The sequence below is a fragment of the Collimonas arenae genome, from assembly GCF_001584165.1.
GTDB classification, from domain to species: domain Bacteria; phylum Pseudomonadota; class Gammaproteobacteria; order Burkholderiales; family Burkholderiaceae_D; genus Collimonas; species Collimonas arenae.
Genome location: NZ_CP013233.1, coordinates 4,160,925 through 4,180,415, shown reverse-complemented (window position 1 = coordinate 4,180,415; position 19,491 = coordinate 4,160,925). Strand labels below are relative to the sequence as shown.

The 19,491-nt window shown below is 56.6% G+C and carries 12 protein-coding genes and 2 rRNA genes; 11 read left to right on the top strand and 3 right to left on the bottom strand.

The window, feature by feature from the left end:
* Positions 1-141 precede the first annotated feature (141 nt).
* Positions 142-3,012: ribosomal RNA gene (locus tag CAter10_RS19140) — 23S ribosomal RNA — on the top strand.
* Between the two features lie 166 nt (positions 3,013-3,178).
* Positions 3,179-3,291: ribosomal RNA gene (gene rrf / locus CAter10_RS19135) — 5S ribosomal RNA — on the top strand.
* A 327-nt stretch (positions 3,292-3,618) separates the two neighbouring features.
* Here the strand turns inward: rrf and CAter10_RS19130 are convergent.
* The 3 genes from CAter10_RS19130 to CAter10_RS19120 form a co-directional block, all read right to left on the bottom strand.
* Positions 3,619-4,167 (bottom strand): acyloxyacyl hydrolase, encoded by a 549-nt coding sequence (locus tag CAter10_RS19130; protein WP_061534674.1) that lies wholly within the window; start codon positions 4,165-4,167, stop codon positions 3,619-3,621.
* A gap of 242 nt (positions 4,168-4,409) precedes the next feature.
* Positions 4,410-5,297, bottom strand: a complete 888-nt coding sequence (locus CAter10_RS19125) for an SMP-30/gluconolactonase/LRE family protein (protein ID WP_061534673.1) — start codon at positions 5,295-5,297, stop codon at positions 4,410-4,412.
* A gap of 102 nt (positions 5,298-5,399) precedes the next feature.
* Positions 5,400-6,593, bottom strand: coding sequence for a M20 aminoacylase family protein (locus tag CAter10_RS19120; protein ID WP_061534672.1), 1,194 nt, complete (start codon positions 6,591-6,593; stop codon positions 5,400-5,402).
* 154 nt (positions 6,594-6,747) lie between these two features.
* Between CAter10_RS19120 and CAter10_RS19115 the strand changes: the two genes are divergently transcribed.
* The 9 genes from CAter10_RS19115 (at position 6,748) to CAter10_RS19075 (ending at position 19,431) form a co-directional block, all read left to right on the top strand.
* Positions 6,748-8,319: an ABC transporter substrate-binding protein gene (locus CAter10_RS19115; RefSeq protein ID WP_061534671.1), complete on the top strand. Its 1,572-nt coding sequence runs from the start codon at positions 6,748-6,750 to the stop codon at positions 8,317-8,319.
* Positions 8,320-8,377: 58 nt separating this feature from the next.
* Positions 8,378-9,355: an ABC transporter permease gene (locus CAter10_RS19110; protein WP_061534670.1), complete on the top strand. Its 978-nt coding sequence runs from the start codon at positions 8,378-8,380 to the stop codon at positions 9,353-9,355.
* Position 9,356: 1 nt separating this feature from the next.
* Entirely contained in the window at positions 9,357-10,262 is a 906-nt protein-coding gene (locus CAter10_RS19105) for an ABC transporter permease (protein ID WP_061534669.1), read from the top strand.
* Between the two features lie 30 nt (positions 10,263-10,292).
* Positions 10,293-11,288, top strand: coding sequence for an ABC transporter ATP-binding protein (locus tag CAter10_RS19100; RefSeq protein WP_061534668.1), 996 nt, complete (start codon positions 10,293-10,295; stop codon positions 11,286-11,288).
* A gap of 8 nt (positions 11,289-11,296) precedes the next feature.
* Positions 11,297-12,337, top strand: a complete 1,041-nt coding sequence (locus CAter10_RS19095) for an ABC transporter ATP-binding protein (RefSeq protein ID WP_417924696.1) — start codon at positions 11,297-11,299, stop codon at positions 12,335-12,337.
* A gap of 37 nt (positions 12,338-12,374) precedes the next feature.
* Positions 12,375-13,565, top strand: coding sequence for an acetylornithine deacetylase (gene argE, locus CAter10_RS19090; protein WP_061534666.1), 1,191 nt, complete (start codon positions 12,375-12,377; stop codon positions 13,563-13,565).
* A 78-nt stretch (positions 13,566-13,643) separates the two neighbouring features.
* Positions 13,644-15,749: a molybdopterin-containing oxidoreductase family protein gene (locus CAter10_RS19085; protein WP_061534665.1), complete on the top strand. Its 2,106-nt coding sequence runs from the start codon at positions 13,644-13,646 to the stop codon at positions 15,747-15,749.
* The gene (locus tag CAter10_RS19080; protein ID WP_061534664.1) at positions 15,746-16,825 is read left to right on the top strand and encodes an aminopeptidase; all 1,080 of its coding nucleotides are present in this window, start codon (positions 15,746-15,748) and stop codon (positions 16,823-16,825) included. The genes CAter10_RS19085 and CAter10_RS19080 overlap by 4 nt, the downstream gene beginning before the upstream one ends.
* On the top strand, positions 16,822-19,431 hold the full coding sequence (locus CAter10_RS19075) for an alpha/beta fold hydrolase (protein ID WP_061534663.1): 2,610 nt from the start codon (positions 16,822-16,824) through the stop codon (positions 19,429-19,431). Before CAter10_RS19080 ends, CAter10_RS19075 begins: the two co-directional genes overlap by 4 nt.
* The last annotated feature ends 60 nt before the right edge of the window (positions 19,432-19,491 follow it).

Below are 19,491 nucleotides of genomic sequence, written 5' to 3'. Positions count from 1 at the left end.
TAAAGAGTTCTCAAAAGACTCTATGGGCGCAAGCTGCATAGAGAATGCGATAACACTTTGGATACGGCAAACGCTAAACTCATAGAAATACCTCTATAACCGCTCTTTGTCTGTGAACGCAGGCAGAGGCTAAAGTTATAGGGACAAGTGAATAAGTGCATATGGTGGATGCCTTGGCGATATCAGGCGATGAAGGACGTAGTAGCTTGCGATAAGCTGCGGGGAGCTAGCAAACAAGCTTTGATCCGCAGATTTCCGAATGGGGAAACCCGGCCGTAAGGTCATTGCACACTGAATACATAGGTGTGCAAAGCGAACGTGGCGAACTGAAACATCTAAGTAGCTGCAGGAAAAGAAATCAACCGAGATTCCCAAAGTAGTGGCGAGCGAAATGGGAACAGCCGCAAGTTTTAGCAGTGGACATAGTAGAACGACTTGGAAACGTCGGCCATAGAGGGTGATAGCCCCTTATACGAAATGATCATTGTGGAACTAAGCTTGCAACAAGTAGGGCGGGACACGTGTAATCCTGTCTGAACATGGGGGGACCATCCTCCAAGGCTAAATACTCGATATCGACCGATAGTGAACCAGTACCGTGAGGGAAAGGCGAAAAGAACCCCGGAAGGGGAGTGAAATAGATCCTGAAACCGTATGCATACAAACAGTAGGAGCGGACTTGTTCCGTGACTGCGTACCTTTTGTATAATGGGTCAGCGACTTACATTCAGTGGCAAGCTTAACCGTATAGGGAAGGCGTAGAGAAATCGAGTCCGAATAGGGCGTTCAGTCGCTGGGTGTAGACCCGAAACCAAGTGATCTACTCATGGCCAGGATGAAGGTGCGGTAACACGCACTGGAGGTCCGAACCCACTAATGTTGAAAAATTAGGGGATGAGCTGTGGGTAGGGGTGAAAGGCTAAACAAACTTGGAAATAGCTGGTTCTCTCCGAAAACTATTTAGGTAGTGCCTCAAGTATCACCATCGGGGGTAGAGCACTGTTATGGCTAGGGGTCATCGCGACTTACCAAACCATTGCAAACTCCGAATACCGATGAGTGCGAGCTTGGGAGACAGACGCCGGGTGCTAACGTCCGACGTCAAGAGGGAAACAACCCAGACCGCCAGCTAAGGTCCCAAAGATTGGCTAAGTGGCAAACGAAGTGGGAAGGCTAAAACAGTCAGGAGGTTGGCTTAGAAGCAGCCATCCTTTAAAGAAAGCGTAATAGCTCACTGATCGAGTCGTCCTGCGCGGAAGATGTAACGGGGCTAAGCCAGTCACCGAAGCTGCGGATATCCGTAAGGATATGGTAGGAGAGCGTTCTGTAAGCCTGCGAAGGTGTCTTGTAAAGGATGCTGGAGGTATCAGAAGTGCGAATGCTGACATGAGTAGCGATAATGGGGGTGAAAAGCCCCCACGCCGTAAGCCCAAGGTTTCCTGTTCAACGTTCATCGGAGCAGGGTGAGTCGGCCCCTAAGGCGAGGCAGAGATGCGTAGCTGATGGGAAGCAGGTTAATATTCCTGCACCGTCGTTAGATGCGATGGGGGGACGGATCGCGGAAGGTTGTCCGGGTGTTGGAAGTCCCGGTTCCTATATCAGAGAAGGCTGTTAGGCAAATCCGGCAGCGTAATTCAAGGGTATGGGACGAGCAAACTTGTTTGCGAAGCAATCGGAAGTGGTTCCAAGAAAAGCCTCTAAGCTTCAGTCTAACGAGACCGTACCGCAAACCGACACAGGTGGGCGAGATGAGTATTCTAAGGCGCTTGAGAGAACTCGGGAGAAGGAACTCGGCAAATTTGTACCGTAACTTCGGGATAAGGTACGCCCCGGTAGTTTGACTGGCCTGCGCCAGAAGGACGAAAGGGCTGCAATAAAAAGGTGGCTGCGACTGTTTAATAAAAACACAGCACTCTGCAAACACGAAAGTGGACGTATAGGGTGTGACGCCTGCCCGGTGCTGGAAGATTAAATGATGGGGTGCAAGCTCTTGATTGAAGTCCCAGTAAACGGCGGCCGTAACTATAACGGTCCTAAGGTAGCGAAATTCCTTGTCGGGTAAGTTCCGACCTGCACGAATGGCGTAACGATGGCCACACTGTCTCCTCCCGAGACTCAGCGAAGTTGAAATGTTTGTGATGATGCAATCTACCCGCGGCTAGACGGAAAGACCCCATGAACCTTTACTGTAGCTTTGCATTGGACTTTGAACCAATCTGTGTAGGATAGGTGGGAGGCTTTGAAGCGGGGACGCTAGTTCTCGTGGAGCCAACCTTGAAATACCACCCTGGTTTGTTTGAGGTTCTAACCTTGGTCCGTTATCCGGATCGGGGACAGTGCATGGTAGGCAGTTTGACTGGGGCGGTCTCCTCCCAAAGTGTAACGGAGGAGTTCGAAGGTACGCTAGGTACGGTCGGACATCGTGCTAATAGTGCAATGGCATAAGCGTGCTTAACTGCGAGACTGACAAGTCGAGCAGGTACGAAAGTAGGACATAGTGATCCGGTGGTTCTGTATGGAAGGGCCATCGCTCAACGGATAAAAGGTACTCTGGGGATAACAGGCTGATTCCTCCCAAGAGTTCATATCGACGGGGGAGTTTGGCACCTCGATGTCGGCTCATCACATCCTGGGGCTGTAGCCGGTCCCAAGGGTATGGCTGTTCGCCATTTAAAGTGGTACGTGAGCTGGGTTTAAAACGTCGTGAGACAGTTTGGTCCCTATCTGCCGTGGGCGTTGGAAATTTGAAGGGGGCTGCTCCTAGTACGAGAGGACCGGAGTGGACGAACCTCTGGTGTACCGGTTGTCACGCCAGTGGCATTGCCGGGTAGCTAAGTTCGGAAGAGATAACCGCTGAAAGCATCTAAGCGGGAAACTTGCCTTAAGATGATATTTCCCGGGAACTAGATTCCCCTAAAGGGTCGTTCGAGACCAGGACGTTGATAGGTCAGGTGTGGAAGCGTAGTAATACGTTAAGCTAACTGATACTAATTGCCCGTGAGGCTTGTCCCTATAACCTTAGCAGGTTATATGATGAGCTTTTATTGTTTGCCAGATAATGTGCATTCATACCCAACCGGGTTCACTTACCCTCGTGAACCCGGTATAAAAAACTACTTCTTCTAGATTGCGTTAGTTGTTGCTCCAACTGGAGAACAACTAACGGTTACAAGTTATGCCTGATGACCATAGCGAGTTGGTACCACCCCTTCCCATCCCGAACAGGACCGTGAAACGACTTTGCGCCGATGATAGTGCTGCAACCAGTGTGAAAGTAGGTCATCGTCAGGCTTTTATTAAAAAACCCTCTGCATCTTAGCGTGCAGAGGGTTTTTGCTTTGCGCTAACACTTTGCACATCCTCTCTCTTCCGCTTCGCTCATCACCCCTCGCTGCCTCATACCCACCCTGCAAGAGCAATTTAATCGCTTCAATGCGCGTGCTCCCCGTACATCTGGTGGCAATCCAAGCTGCAAAAAATACGGAATTGGCGTCTTAAATGCGACATTGCTCCCATATTTCTCGTAGCATGCTCAAAAAATAAAAAAAGCCAGTCAGCTTTCGCGACTGGCTTTCTTGCTTGTTATCTGATTTTTGAATCGTTGATTAACGACCAAAATTAGAATGGATAAGCTACCCGCAACACGGCGAAGTTTGCACCGCTATTCGGCTTCTTGATGCCTCCGTTGGAGAAATGTTGCAACTTGAGGCCGACATCAAGACCGTTGTTGAATACATAGCCGGTACCGATATGGTCGCCAAACTCAAAAGCGGTGGAAAAGCGGCGGCTATTGTTGTCATACAGGCTGGACATCAGATGCACGCCGATACCGGCTTCGCCGTACAGGCCCTTTTTATCGTTGCTTTGGAAGCGGAAGACTGGCGTGAAGCCGATATCGGTCAGGTTTTTCGACTGGCCAGGAATATTCTGATATTGGTTTTGACGGAATTCCGCCAGGCTCAAATCCCAGTAGCCGCCGAGTTGTGTGCTGCTACCTTGCCACAGTGGCGAATTCCAGTTCCATTGGGCGGCAACTCTGGCCAGCTGGCTCTTGTTGCCGGTACCGAGTTCGAAAGACGCGGAGTCAACGGCGAAGCTGGTTGAGTGCACGCCAGCCAACAGGCAGGTAGCGGCTAGGATTTTGAGTCCGGTTTGTTTTTTTTGCATAGAGGGCTTTCGAGCGTAAGAATATAAAAAGCGAATGACAAACTGGTCGTCGCATCACTCCTTTGGCTACTTGTCGCAACGGATGTCGATGGTCGTGCAAAGCTCCCCCAACCGACAAGCCGGCGGCGCGCGGCTACAGCCCTAAAGGATAGTCGAAAACCAGGAATACTGCCGAACTACAGGCAAATTGTGTCGTAAAACGAGAACTGCCCGGCGTGCAAAAAACCGCTTGGCGCAGCCGTTCACGGCAGGTAAGCCGGTTCGATTCTGCCGGGAACGTCGACCCGCAATGACAGCACGCAGCCCGACAAGGGGAATTTCTCAAGCTCGGCGGCGCTTCTTTTTTCACGCACGCTGGTGATGTACAAGGTGCGCAAATCGTCACCGCCAAATGCCATCATGGTTGGACAGCGCACGGGAAGAGCGACTTCCTGCAACACTTCACCGTTAGGGGACAGGCGCAGCAACCGGCCGCCTTCGTACATCGCGCACCAGTACGCATCTTCGCTGTCGACCGCCGCGCCGTCAGGTCGCCCGCCGTAATCGGCGGCGCTCTTGTCCATCGCAAATTGCTTTAGTACGCGGCCATTGCCGATTTTCCCGCTGGCCAAATCAAAATCGTAGCTGCTGATGCGATGGGCGGTGGTGTCGCTATGGTAGAGCGTGCGATTGTCGCCGCTGAAGCCAAGGCCGTTTGATACCGTGACGGGATTGCCAGCAGCGCGCACGACACCATGCTCGACCGCATACAGTTGGGCGCCGGCGTGATCGCGCGGTTCGTAGATGGTGCCGGACCAGAATCGGCCGGCGGCGTCGCAGCGGCCGTCGTTGAAACGGGTGGTTGTGGTGTCGTACGGCGCGTCGGCGATGCTGGTCAGTTTGCCGCTTATCGTGTCCAGGTGCGCCAAGCCGCTACGCATGGCGACGATCAGGCCGCCGTCGGCGCTGCGGCCGATACATCCTGGTTCGGCGTCTAGTTGCCACATGTTGTGACTACCGTCGGCGGGGCGCAGCCGATGCACTTGCATGGCTGAGATGTCGACCCAATACAGTGCGGATTCTTCAGGATGCCAGAGAGGGCATTCGCCTAGCTGCATGGGAATATCGTATGCGACTTCAATTGGTGTCATGGGATGGGAGTCAGGGTAATGGATCGTACAACGGCCACCATTGGATAAGGAGCGGTGGCCGACAAGTATTGCTGTGCTTGCCCGGCGACGCCGGGCAAGAAATCATTTGTTCTTCAGGTAGGCTTCGGCAAGATTAACCCAATAACTCGCGCCGATCGGCAGCAAGTCGTCGTTGAAGTCATAGCTGCCGTTATGCAGGTTGCATGGTCCCAAGCCGTGACCGCCGGCGCGATGATCGCCGTCGCCATTGCCAATAAATACATAGCAACCTGGCTTGTTTTCCAGCATGAAGGCGAAATCTTCGGCGCCCATGGTCGGCTCGACTTGCGCATTGACGTTGTCGGCGCCCACCATGGCCTGCAGCACTTCGACCGCAAATGCCGTCTCCTTGGCGTGATTGACCAGCGGTGGATAATTGCGATGGAAGCGGAAATCCACCTCGGCGTCGAAAGCGGCGGCGGTGTTCTGCGCAATGTCGCGCATGCGCGTTTCGATGGTGTCGAGGACCGCGACCGAGAATGTGCGCACGGTGCCGATCAAGGTTGCTTCATCCGGGATCACGTTGGTGGCGCTGCCGCTGTGGATCTGTGTCACGGACAAGACCGCTGGATCGTTCGGATTGATATTGCGCGACACGATAGTCTGCCAGCTTTGCGCGATCTGCACCGCAACCATGACAGGATCGATACTCTTGTGCGGCTGCGCCGCATGCGAGCCCTTGCCTTTGACGATCACTTCGAACTCGTTGCTGGAGGCCATCATCGGACCCGGCTTCACGCCGAAACTACCGGCGGCCGCACCAGGCCAGTTATGCATGCCGAACACCGCTTCCATCGGGCATTTCTCGAACAGGCCATCGTCGATCATGCGCTGGGCGCCGCGGCCGCCTTCTTCCGCCGGCTGGAAAATCAGGTACACGGTACCGTCGAAATTGCGGTGTTGGGCCAGGTGATGCGCCGCACCAAGCAGCATGGCGGTGTGGCCGTCGTGCCCACAAGCGTGCATCTTGCCCTGATGTTGGGAGGCGTGGGCAAAAGTATTCAATTCTTGCATCGGCAATGCATCCATGTCGGCGCGCAAGCCAATGGCGCGGTCGCTGCTGCCGTTTTTCACAATGCCGACCACGCCGGTGACGCCTAGGCCGCGCAGGATAGGGATCTGCCATTCTGTGAGTTTGCGCGCGACGACGTCGGAAGTCCGCTGTTCTTCGTAGCTGAGTTCGGGATGTGCATGCAGATCGCGTCGGATGGCTTGTAACTCGGCCTGGAAGCCGATGATGGGATCGATCAAATTCATATTCTGCTCCTGATATTTCCTGATATCGATGGCACGCCTTTTGCCTACAAAAATGGTTAGTGGCGTAACGTCCAGTTTGTGTATATTACGCCTACACGGTCCGTCGGTGTTCACTCACAGGAGAAGCATTATGCGTCTGATGTCATGGCCAGCTATGGGATTGCGTGTATTACAGATGGTTTTCTGCCTGGCGTTGTTTGCGCCAATCCTGACGCCCGCTACGGCGCAGGAATTCAAACTGGCGATGAGTTCTCCGCCAACGTCGATGGATCCTCACTTCTACAATCTCTTTCCAAATATCAACGTTTCTGACCATATTTTCGAGCAGATGGTCGCGATGGATGCGGACAGCCACATCATCCCCAAGCTGGCGGAATCGTGGAAACTGGTGAACAACCTGACATGGGAATTCAAGCTGCGTAAAGGTGTCAAGTTCCACGACGGTAGCGAGATGACGGCGGAAGACGTGGCATGGTCGCTGGACCGGCCTGCGACGATAGTTGGCAGTCCTGGCAAATTCGACACCTATACCAAGGCGATCATTAACAAGAAAATCATCGATCCCTACACTATACAGCTGACCACCAAGGAACCATATCCATTGCTGCTGGCAGATCTGACATCAATTTATATCGTTTCCAAAAAAGCTACGCAGGGCATCAGCAGCGACGATTTCGCCAGCGGCAAGGGCATGCTCGGCACCGGGCCGTTCAAATTCGTCAAGTTCCAGCGCGATGACCGTGTCGAGCTGGAGCGTAATAATGACTACTGGGGCAAGAAGCCGGCCTGGAGCAAAGTCACGTTGCGCTTCATCCCCAACGATGCGACCCGCCTGGCGGCGTTGCTGGCCGGCGATGTGCAGGCAATCGAAAACGTGCCAACGCCGGATCTGGCTAAAGTCCGGGCCGACAAGAACCTGAGTTTTTATTCGAAGGTATCGCACCGTGTCATCTACCTGTATCCCGACACGCGCCGGGAAAAATCGCCATTCGTCACCGACAAAGACGGGAAGCCACTCGATAAGAATCCGCTGATGGATGTCCGGGTGCGTCGTGCGCTGTCAATCGCCATCAACCGCGATGCGATCCGCGACCGTGTCATGGAAGGCTTGTCGGAACCCACCGTCAACCTGGTGCCGGCGGCGCTGTTCGGCCATAACCCGAGTCTCAAGCCGCCCAAGTACGATCCTGAAGCGGCGAAGAAATTGTTGGCCGACGCCGGTTATCCGAATGGCTTCGGCTTGACCCTCCATACGCCGAACAATCGCTATATCAACGACGAAAAGATTGCGCAGACGATTGCCCAGATGTGGTCGCGCATTGGCGTCGCCACCAAGGTTGAGGGGGCGCCGATGTCGGTGTATGCGGCACGCGGTGCCAAGGGCGAATACTCGATTGGTCTGTTGGGCTGGGGCGCGCAGACCGGTGAAGTGTCGTCGCCATTGCGGGCGATGGTGGCTTGCGATAATCCGGCAAAAGGGATGGGCGCGGTAAATTGGCTGAAGTATTGCAACCAGAACATGGATACGGTGCTGGCCAAGGCATTGACAACGGTCGACGACAAGGAGCGTTCGAATTTGCTGCAACAGGCCACAGCAATCGTCATTGATGATGGCGGCGTGATTCCGATTCACCAGCAAGTGACCACGTGGGCTACAAAAAAAGGTATCGTATATATCCCGCGTACCGATGAGCGTACCCACGCTTACGGTTTCTATCCGCAATAAGAAGATCGCGGATATCCGCTCGCCGATCATGGAGAGCGGATTTTTTATGGATTAATCGATGCTGGCTTTTATTATTCGCCGCCTGTTGCAAAGTGTTGCCGTGCTGCTTGTCATGTCGCTGCTGGTATTCATTGGGGTGTATGCGATCGGCAATCCTGTCGACGTGCTGATCAGCCCCGATGCGGACCAGATCGAGCGCGCCAAAGTGATCGTTGCGTTCGGTCTCGACAAGCCGCTGTGGCTGCAGTATTTCATTTTTCTGAAGAACGCGGTGACGGGCGACATGGGGCGTTCGTTTGCCTATTCGACACCAGCGCTGGCGCTGATTCTCGAGCGTATGCCGGCCACACTGGAATTGTCGTCGGCGGCGATTCTGCTATCTATCGTGCTGGGATTGCCACTTGGCCTGATCGCCGGCCTGCGGCCCAACGGCGTGATCGGCAAGAGCATCATGGCGGTATCGATTCTCGGTTTTTCGCTGCCGACCTTCTGGGTTGGACTGATGCTGATCATGGTGTTTGCGGTGCAACTCGGCTGGCTGCCGACCAGCGGCCGCGGCGAGACCGCATTGCTATTCGGCGTACCGGTCAGCTTCCTCAACTGGGACGGCTTGAAGCATTTGCTGATGCCGGCATTCAACCTGGCCTTGTTCAACATCGCCCTGGTGATTCGCCTGACCCGTTCCGGCGCACAAGAGGCGCTGATGCAAGACTATGTCAAATTCGCCCGCGCCAAGGGCCTGCGCAATAGCCGGATTATCGGTGTCCACGTGCTGAAAAATATTCTGATTCCGATCGTCACTGTGATTGCGCTGCAATTCGGTTCGATCATCGCTTTCTCGATCGTCACCGAAACGGTATTTGCGTGGCCTGGCATGGGCAAGTTGATCATCGATTCGATCCGTGTGCTGGACCGGCCGGTGATTGTTGCCTATCTGCTGTTGATCGTCACCATTTTCATATTGATCAATCTTGTGGTCGACTTGTTGTATTCAGTGCTTGATCCACGCGTACGTCTGGCAGAAAGCAAAGGCTGAAATGGAATTGACGCAAGCATTCAATCATGCAGAGACGCCATGGAAGCGTTTCGTAGGGAATTTTTTTGATAGCAAGATCGCGACTGTCGGTTTCATCTTGCTGGTGTTGATTGTGCTGGCGGCGATCTTTGCACCGGTCATCTCACCGCAGAATCCGTATGACCTTGCCAAGCTTGACGTGATGGATTCGCGGCTGGAGCCGGGCAAGACGTCGATTGATGGCAGCATGACCTATCTGCTCGGTACCGACGATCAGGGCCGCGACATGCTGTCGGCGATCTTGTACGGGATCCGCATCTCGGTGATGGTCGGCGTGGTCAGTACCGTCATTGCGCTGTCGCTCGGCCTGACCTTGGGATTATTGGCGGGCTATGCCGGCGGCCGTACTGAAGCATTCATCATGCGCGTGGCGGATATCCAGCTGTCGTTTCCGCCGATCCTGATTGCCTTGATTTTATTGGCGCTGACCGGGCGCGGGGTCGACAAGATCATTATCGCCCTGGTGGCTGTGCAGTGGGCGTATTACGCACGCACCACGCGCAGCGCTGCGCTGGTGGAGCGTAAGAAGGAATATATCGAAGCCGCTACAGCGCTGGGCTTGTCGCCGTTGCGCATCATGTTCCGCCATCTGCTGCCGAACTGCCTGCCGCCGTTGATCGTGATCGCCGCACTGCAGGTAGCGTCAGCGATTTCTCTGGAGGCGACCTTGTCGTTTCTCGGCCTCGGCCTACCGATTACCGAACCTTCGCTTGGTTTGCTGATTGCCAATGGGTTTCAATATCTGCTGTCGGGAAAATACTGGATCAGCGTGTTCCCTGGCATCGCCTTGTTGGTGACGGTAGTGACTATCAACCTGGTCGCGGACCAGCTGCGCGATGTTCTCAACCCGCGTTTGCAAACGCAGTAGAAATGACATGAAGCCACGGTGCGAAAGCGAATGAGCATGCAAAACACAGCGACGCTGGTCGTCAATAATCTGCAGACCCAATTCACCACCCGAGCGGGACTGGTGAAGGCGGTCGACCAGGTATCGTTTTCGATCAATCGCGGCGAAATCATGGGATTGGTCGGCGAATCCGGCTCGGGAAAATCGATGACCGGTTATTCGATCATGGGCTTGATCGATACGCCTGGAAAAATCGTCGGTGGTGAAATCCTGCTGCACGGCAGCGATTTGCGCGGCCTGCCTGCGGAAGCGATGCGCAAGATTCGTGGTAACCGGATCGCGATGATTTTCCAGGATCCGATGATGACCCTGAACCCGGTCTTGCGCATCGATACGCAAATGGTGGAAGCGGTGCGGGCGCATCAGGATGTCAGCCGGATGGTGGCGCACGAAATGGCGCGCGAAGCGCTAGTGCGGGTTGGCATTCCGGCGCCCGACGAGCGGTTGGAGGCATACCCGCACCAATTTTCCGGCGGCATGCGGCAACGCGTAGCAATTGCGATTGCTTTGCTGAACAAGCCGGACCTGATCATCTGCGATGAACCGACCACCGCACTGGATGTGACGATACAAGGACAGATTTTGTATGAAATGCAGAAGCTGTGCCGCGAGTCCGGTACGGCGCTGATCTGGATCACGCATGATTTGTCGGTGGTGGCCGGATTGGCCGATACGGTTTCGGTGATGTATGCCGGCCGTATCGTTGAAAGCGGCACGGTGCAACAGGTGCTGGAGCAGCCGCGCCATCCGTACACACATGGTTTGATCGCCTCGGCACCTTCGCGCAATCCGCGTGGCCAGCCATTGCAGCAGATTCCCGGCATGACACCATCGCTACTGAATTTGCCGCAGGGCTGTGCGTTCCGCACGCGCTGCACTTATGCCAGCGCCGAGTGCGAACACACGCCTGAACTGCGCGCGGTGGAGCAACGCATGTTGCGTTGCTATCATCCCTTGCACGCGCGCGTGACGGAGGCGGTGCAATGAGTCAGATGATGAACGAGAACATTGTGGAGGCGGTGGACGCAGCACCGGCAACCGCGTTGCTTGAGCTGAAGGCAGTCAGCAAGCGCTTCGTCAAGACGCTGGACAATGCGGCGCGTATCGCCAACGTATTCGGCGCAGGCATGCAGCAAGAAGTGGTGCATGCGGTTGATGAGGTGAGCTTGCGCGTTGAACGCGGCGAGGTGGTCGGCCTGGTTGGCGAATCTGGTTGCGGCAAGTCGACGCTGGGGCGGATGGCGGTTGGACTGCACAGTTTGAGTGCCGGCGCGCGTTATTGGAAAGGCGAACAGCTGGAGCAGCTGGACGTTGCGGCAAGACGCAAAAAACAGCTGGCGATCCAGATGATTTTCCAGGATCCGTATGCGTCGCTGAATCCGCGCATGCGGGTGCAGGACATCGTTGGCGAGGCGCCGCTGGTGCATGGCATGGTCGATGCCGCACACCAGCGCGAATATGTGGAAAGCCTGCTGCAACGAGTCGGGCTCGATGGTGCCATGCTGCGCCGTTTTCCGCATCAGTTTTCCGGCGGCCAGCGGGCGCGGGTAGGGATTGCCCGTGCGCTGGCAGTCAAACCGGAATTCCTGGTATGTGATGAAGCGGTGGCGGCGCTGGACGTGTCGATCCAGGCACAGGTGCTGAACTTGTTCATCAAATTGCGCGACGAACTTGATTTGACATACTTGTTCATTAGCCATGATCTGGGCGTGGTCCGACATTTGTCGGACCGGGTGGTTATCATGTACCTGGGCCGGATTGTCGAATCGGCCTCGACCGATACCGTGTTTGCCCGCGCCAACCATCCCTACACGCAAGCACTGCTGGCTTCAGCGCCGAAACTGGAAGTGCGCAGGACCGAATTCTTCGCGGTGAAGGGAGAGATTCCGTCGCCGCTGCATCCGCCGAGCGGTTGCCATTTCCATCCGCGTTGCCCGCATGCGATGGGGCGCTGCAAAACGGATAAACCGGAGCTGAAAGAAATCAGCCCTAAACATTTTTCTGCCTGCCACCTGAACGACGCGGCAGGAGCGTAGGTGTCGAGTGACGCCTGGACATTATAAGGACCGCAATATGAGCAGCACAACCCACACCGATTTGAGGCCATCCGGCGCTGTCATGGAGATGATTGAGCGCCTGATCGCGTTCCAGACCGTCTCGCGCGATTCCAACCTGGGATTGATCGAATGGACGCGCGATTATCTGGCCGGCCTCGGCGTGTCGTCGCGTCTGACCTATGATGCGACAGGCAAGAAGGCCAACCTGTTTGCGACGTTGGGTGACGGCCCTAAGCCTGGCCTGATCCTGTCTGGTCATACCGACGTGGTGCCGGTCGACGGCCAGGCCTGGGATACTGATCCGTTCCAGGCGACCATCAAGGATGGGTTGTTGTATGGCCGCGGTTCGGCCGACATGAAGAGCTATATCGCCACCGCGCTGGCGCTGGCGCCGCAATTCCTGGCCGCAAAAATGGATGCGCCTTTGCACTTTGCGCTATCGTACGACGAGGAAGTCGGTTGTATCGGCGTACAGGGGTTGATCAAGGATCTGCAGGAACTGGGCTTGAAGCCGGCCGGCTGCATTGTCGGTGAACCGACTTCGATGCAGCCGATCATCGCGCACAAGGGTACGCATCGCTTCCGCTGCTGCATTCGCGGACGCGAGGCCCATTCCAGCTATACCACCATGGGTGTCAATTCGATCGAATACGCGGCGCGCATCATTGTCTATATCCGGCAGATGGCGGATCGCTTCGCACAGTTGGAAACCCGTGATTACGGTTTCACCGTTCCGTACACCACGATGCAGACCGGTTTGATAAAGGGCGGGCTGGCATCCAACATCGTGCCCAAGGATTGTAAATTCGAGTTCGAAGCGCGCACCATGCCGGGCGTCGATGTCGAAAAGCTGTATCGGGAAATCCAGGATTTCGCGGCCACGCTGTTGCCGGAAATGCAGCGGGTTGAACCGAATGCGGCGATCGACTTCGAGTGGCTGGCTTCGGCGCCGGGATTGAACATGCAGCCGGACGCCGCGGTGGTGCAGCTGGCCGCCGCGTTGGCGCGCAACAAGAATCATGGGGCGGTGTCGTATGGCACCGAAGCCGGCCTGTTCCAGCGCGCCGGCATCCCGACCGTGATATGCGGCCCGGGCAGCATTGAGCAGGCGCACCGCCCCAATGAATTCGTGGCGCTGGAGCAGTTGGCGCAATGCGAAGCGTTCATGCTGCGCCTGATGGATCCAGAGATGCGCTTGCGCGACTAAGCCGGGTGGACTAAATGCATCAGGGCAGTCTGGATTTTGCTACAGTAGCGTATTGAAGCATCCTGGCTTGATGACATTATGACTACTACTACCGTTCGTGCCGCTTGCCCGCACGATTGTCCCGATACCTGTGCGCTGCTGGTGACGGTCACCGACGGTGTCGCCACCGAGGTGCGTGGCGATCCCGACCATCCGACCACCGCTGGCGTGCTGTGCACCAAGGTCTCGCGCTATACCGAACGCACCTATCACAAGGATCGACTGCTACATCCGCTCAAGCGCGTCGGTAAAAAGGGTGAGGGCAAGTTCGAGCGGATCAGCTGGGAAGAGGCGATCGCTATCATCGCTGAACGGCTGGGCGACATCGCCGCACGCAATCCGCAAGCGATTCTTCCTTACAGCTATGCCGGCACCATGGGACTGGTACAGGGCGAATCGATGTCGATGCGCTTTTTCAACCGCATCGGCGCTTCGCTGCTGGATCGCACGATTTGCGCTTCGGCTGGCGGCACCGGTTACAAATACACCTTGGGCGCGCGGATCGGCACCGATCTGGAGCAGTTTCAGAACGCCAAGCTGATCCTGATCTGGGGTGGTAATCCGATTGCTTCCAACCTGCATTTCTGGATGCGCGCGCAGGAAGCCAAGCGCAACGGCGCCAAGCTGATCGCGATCGATCCTTACCGCTCGCTGACGGCGGATAAATGCCATCAGCATATCGCGCTGTTGCCGGGCACAGACTCGGCGCTGGCCTTGGGCATGATGCATGTTCTGATTGCCGAGAACTTGCTTGACCATGATTACATCGCGCAGTACACGCTGGGTTTTGACCAGTTGAAGCAACGTGTACAGGAATGGACGCCGCACAAGACTGCCGAGGTGTGCGGCATCAGCGCCGACGAGGTGTTGGATCTGGCGCGCGCCTATGGCGGCGCAGCGCAGCGTGGCGAAGCGGCGGCGATTCGCGTCAATTACGGTTTGCAGCGGGTGCACGGCGGTGGCATGGCGGTGCGCAATATCACTTGCCTGCCGGCGCTGGTCGGCGCCTGGCGCCATGCTGCCGGCGGCGTGCAGCTGTCGTCATCGGACAGCTTCCCGAAAAACAACCAGGCTTTGCAGCGCCCCGATTTCCTGATCCGCAACGGTGTGGCGCCGCGCACCATCAACATGAGCACCATCGGCGACGATTTGCTGCGCGAATCATCCGCTGAGTTCGGCCCAAAGATTGAGGCCTTGATCGTGTACAACTCGAATCCGGTGGCGATAGCGCCGGAATCCGGCGTGGTCGCCCAAGGCTTCGCGCGCGAAGACCTGTTCACCGTGGTGCTGGAGCATTTCCAGACCGATACCGCCGACTATGCCGACATCGTGCTGCCGGCAACAACGCAGCTGGAACATGTCGACGCCCATTCGGCCTACGGCCACTTGTACATGCTGGCCAACAATGCGGCCATTATGCCGCTCGGCGAAGCCAAGCCGAACACGGAAATTTTCCGTCTGCTGGCGGCCCGCATGGGCTTCGACGATGCTTGTTTCCGGGAGAGCGATGATGAAATCGCTGCACAGGCGTTCGACCGCAACAACCTGCGTGCGGTCCATTTTGATTGGGATTCACTGAAGCAAAAAGGCTGGCAAAAACTGAACATCTCCGATGCACCGTTCGCTAATGGCGGCTTCCCGACGCCGTCGGGGAAATGCGAGTTTTACAGCGCACAGATGCAGAAGGATGGACTTGATCCGCTGCCGACTTATATTGCACCGTATGAATCGCGTGTCAGCAATCCGCAGTTGGCCAGCAAATATCCGCTGGCGATGATTTCACCGCCGGCACGTAATTTCCTCAACTCCAGTTTCGTCAATGTCAAAAGCCTGCGCGATACCGAAGGCGAACCGCATCTCGACATGCATCCGGCAGATGCCGCGCAACGTGGCGTGGTCAGCGGCGATACCGTGCGCATCTACAACGACCGCGGCAGTTTCAACGCCAAACTGAGGGTGACTGATAAGGCGCGCATCGGCCTGGTGGTTGGCCTGTCGATCTGGTGGAAAAAAATGGCTAGCGACGGCAAGAATGCCAACGAGGTGACTAGCCAGCGGCTGACCGATATGGGCAGGGCGCCGACCTTCTACGACGTGTTGGTGGAAGTGGAAAAAATACCCGCCGAGAGTAGCGCCGAAACATGAGCACGCGTCTGCGCCTGGTTCTTTGCCTCGTTTTGCTGGCATCGGGCTGTGCGCAGGTTGCTTATTACGGCCAGGCCGCGCACGGCGAGTTTTCGCTGCTTGATCGCGCTCGTCCGATTGACGACTGGCTAGCCGATCCGGGCGCCGATGCCGGACTCAAGGCCAAGCTGGCGCGCACCAAGCAGATGCGTCGTTTTGCGATCAGCGAACTGGGTCTGCCGGACAACCGCAGCTACACTGAATACGCCGATCTGCAGCGGCCATTCGCGCTGTGGAATGTGGTGGCGGCGCCGGCCTTGTCGTTGGAACCGAAGCAATGGTGTTTTCCGATCGCCGGCTGCGTCAATTACCGCGGCTATTTCAACCAGACCGCTGCACAGAAATTTGCCATGGGCTTGCGCGAGCAGGGCTTTGACGTGCAGGTCAGCGGTGTGCCGGCGTACTCGACGCTCGGCTGGTTCAACGATCCTTTGCTGTCGACTTTCATCAAATATCCCGATGGCGAACTGGCGCGCTTGATCTTCCACGAGCTGGCGCACCAGACGGTTTACGCCAAGGACGATACGCAATTCAATGAGTCGTTCGCCATAACGGTCGAGCAGGCGGGCGTCGAGCGCTGGCTGCAGGCGGTCGGCAATCAAAAGATGCGCGACGCCTATGTCCAGTTCGAAGGACGCAAGGAGGATTTCCTGGCGCTGCTCTTGAAGTGTCGCAAACAGTTAGCAGCCAATTACGCGAGCGATGTCAGCGATGCGCAAAAGCTGCAGCGCAAGGCCGCCATATTTTCGGCACTGCAGGAAGATTATCAGCAGCTCAAGCTGAAGTGGGGCGGGTACACCGGGTTCGATCGCTGGTTTGCCGAGCCGTTGTCGAATGCGCACCTGGCGCTGGTGGCAACCTATTACGATCTGGTGCCCGGTTTCCGCGCTTTGCTGGCACAACAAAAGACCTTCCCCAGATTCTATGCGGCTGTCGCCAAACTGGCGGAACTCAGTAAAGACGAAAGACATCGTCAACTGGATGAATTGGCAAAAAAAGGCACCGATGTAAATTCCTTGGTTACAATGTCTGAATGACATTTAACGCCGACCTGCATCGCAGTACGTTGAAATTGCCCAATCGCCTGGCGCGTAATGGGGTCTATGACAGCGCGTTGGAAATGAGTGTGCTCGATGCCGGGCCCGAGTACGGGCGCGGACCACGCAACCAGCAGCCGACCATGGTGTTCATCCATGGCTTCGGCGGCCGCGCGGCATACTGGGAGTACCAGCTGGAGCAATTCCAGATTGATTACCGGGTGATCGCGCTTGATCTGCGCGGGCATGGCTACACCGATGCGCCGACGGAGGCGGAAGGCGCGCATTACGATGTGCCGGAATTGGTCGCCGATATCGTCGCTGCGCTCGATCAGCTGGACTTGCCACCGCAATTCATTCTGGTTTGCCATTCATTCGGTGGCGCCCTGTCTTCTTACTTCCTCAAGCATTTCCCGGAACGTGTTTCGGCACTGGTCGTGATTGCGTCGGCAGCACGTTTTCGCCTGCGTCTGGCGGGTCGGATGCTGTTGCGCATGCCGCCGCGGATATTCGATCTGGCGCGCCGTATCATGCCCTATCTCGGCATCAATGCGGCACGCATCTATCCGCCGTCGCATGTGGTGTACCTGCAAAATAAAAATGCGTTGCTGCCGTGGGATGGCCGTGAATATCTGCGTGCGATCAATGTGCCGACGCTGGTGATCCTTGGGCACCGCGACATCCTGTTCGATGAAGAAGCCTACAAGGAAGTGGCGCGCCTGATTCCCGGCGCGGAAGAAGTGGTGGTGCCGGTGTCGGCGCATCAGGTGATGGTGGAGCGGCCGGATGCCGTCAATCGCGCCATCGAACGCTTCCTGCAGATGCAATCCGATCCGCTGCAACTGGCTGAGCGGCGCGCGCAGCAGAAGGCGGAACGACGCGCCGCGCGCAAGCAGCTCGAGGCCGAGCGGCCATGGCTGAAATTCTACGATTCCCGCACGCCATATCGCATCAAGTTACCGACTGTGCCGTTGCCGCGTTTGCTGGAAGGCACCGCCCGGCGTTTTGGCAAGACTACGGCATTGTCGTATGGCGGCGGCAAGATCAACTGGCGTGAACTGGATCGGCAAGCGAATCGGTTCGCGCACGGCTTGATCAACATGCGCATCAAGCCCGGTGAGCGGGTCCTGCTGGCGCTGCCGAACATGCCGTCGCTGGTGATCGCCTATTTCGGCGTACTGAAGGCCGGCGCCGTTGCCGTGTTGAGCGATGCTGCGACATCGCCGGAAGTGTTGCTGACCCGGATTGTCGATGCCGCAGCGGTCGTGCTGATCACCACCACCAACCGCTACGATGAATTGCGCGATGAACTGCAGACCGACCCGCGCGCAGCCGGCTTGCGGCGCGTGATATTCGCCTCAATGATCGATCATCTGGGCTGGCGCGAAAAATTGAAATTTGCGTTGCTGCATCACGTCCAGGAAGGACATTGGCTGCCATGGTTCCGCCAGGATTCGCAGCATCGCAGGCAAGAACGGCGCTATCTGAAGTTCAAGCAGGTGCTGGGACGCGGCAACAACTATGTGCCGGAGGTGGCGCAGGACGTTGCCGATATCGCTGTGGTGGTATACACCTATGGAACCACAAGGACACCGCTGCCGGTGGCGCTGTCGCATCGCAACCTGGCGGCCAATGCGTTGCAACTGCGCCATTGGCTGCCGGAATCGCGGCCCGGCGATGAGCGCTTCCTGGCGCAGCAACCGCTGACGAGTGCTTATGGCCTGACCGGCTTGCTGCATCTTGGCGTCTATCTTGGCGCCACCCTGATCCTGTTGCCAGGCGCTGAGCTGGAACCTCTGCTGAAGACTGTCAGGAAAATGCGCCCGACCTATTTCCCGACCACGCCGCGCATGGTGCGCGAACTGGCACATACCGCCGGCGTGCGGCGTTACGGCCTGGCTTCGATCCGGGTTTGCGCAGTCAGTGGTTCGCCGCTGGCGCAGGAAATCCGCGAAGAGTTTGAAAAGCTGACGCGTGGCCGCCTGGTCGAAGCCTATGGCCTGACCGAAGCATCGCCTGCGGTGTTGGCGATGCCGCTGTCGGCGCGGCCGCATCCTGGCGTGGTCGGTGTACCACTACCGGACACTGAGGTGAAAGTTGTCGATCTGGATAATGACGCCGATCTGCCGCCAGATACGCTGGGCGAGTTGTGGGTGCGCGGGCCGCAGCTGTTTTCCGGCTACGATCACGCGCACGCTGGCTTGCCAACGCACAGCGTGACTGCCTTGAATCTGATTGCCAAAAAAATAAGCAAAGAACGCTTGCACGACGGTTGGTTCGCCACTGGCGATGTGGCCAGCATTGATGAGGACGGTTTTGTTTCGATTATCGACCGGAAGAGTAATATGTTGATACGAGGCGGCCAGCGGGTATTCCCACGGCAGATCGAGGAAATCCTGTTCGAACATCCTGCGGTGGCGGTGGTGCACGTCAAGTGGAGTCCTGACGATGAAGGCGTTAACCACTTGCGCGCCGAGGTTTTGTTGCATCACAACATGAAGGTGAGCGTCGAAGAATTGCTCAAATACGCATCAAAACGCTTGCATGCCGAGGCTTTGCCCGATAGCATCGCGATAGAACAAAAAAATACAACCGTGCTTTTTTAGCGGACCCAGTTGCTATCCCCCTATCGGCGTGTTTTTCCTCTCTCGAAGTGGAGCAGGCCA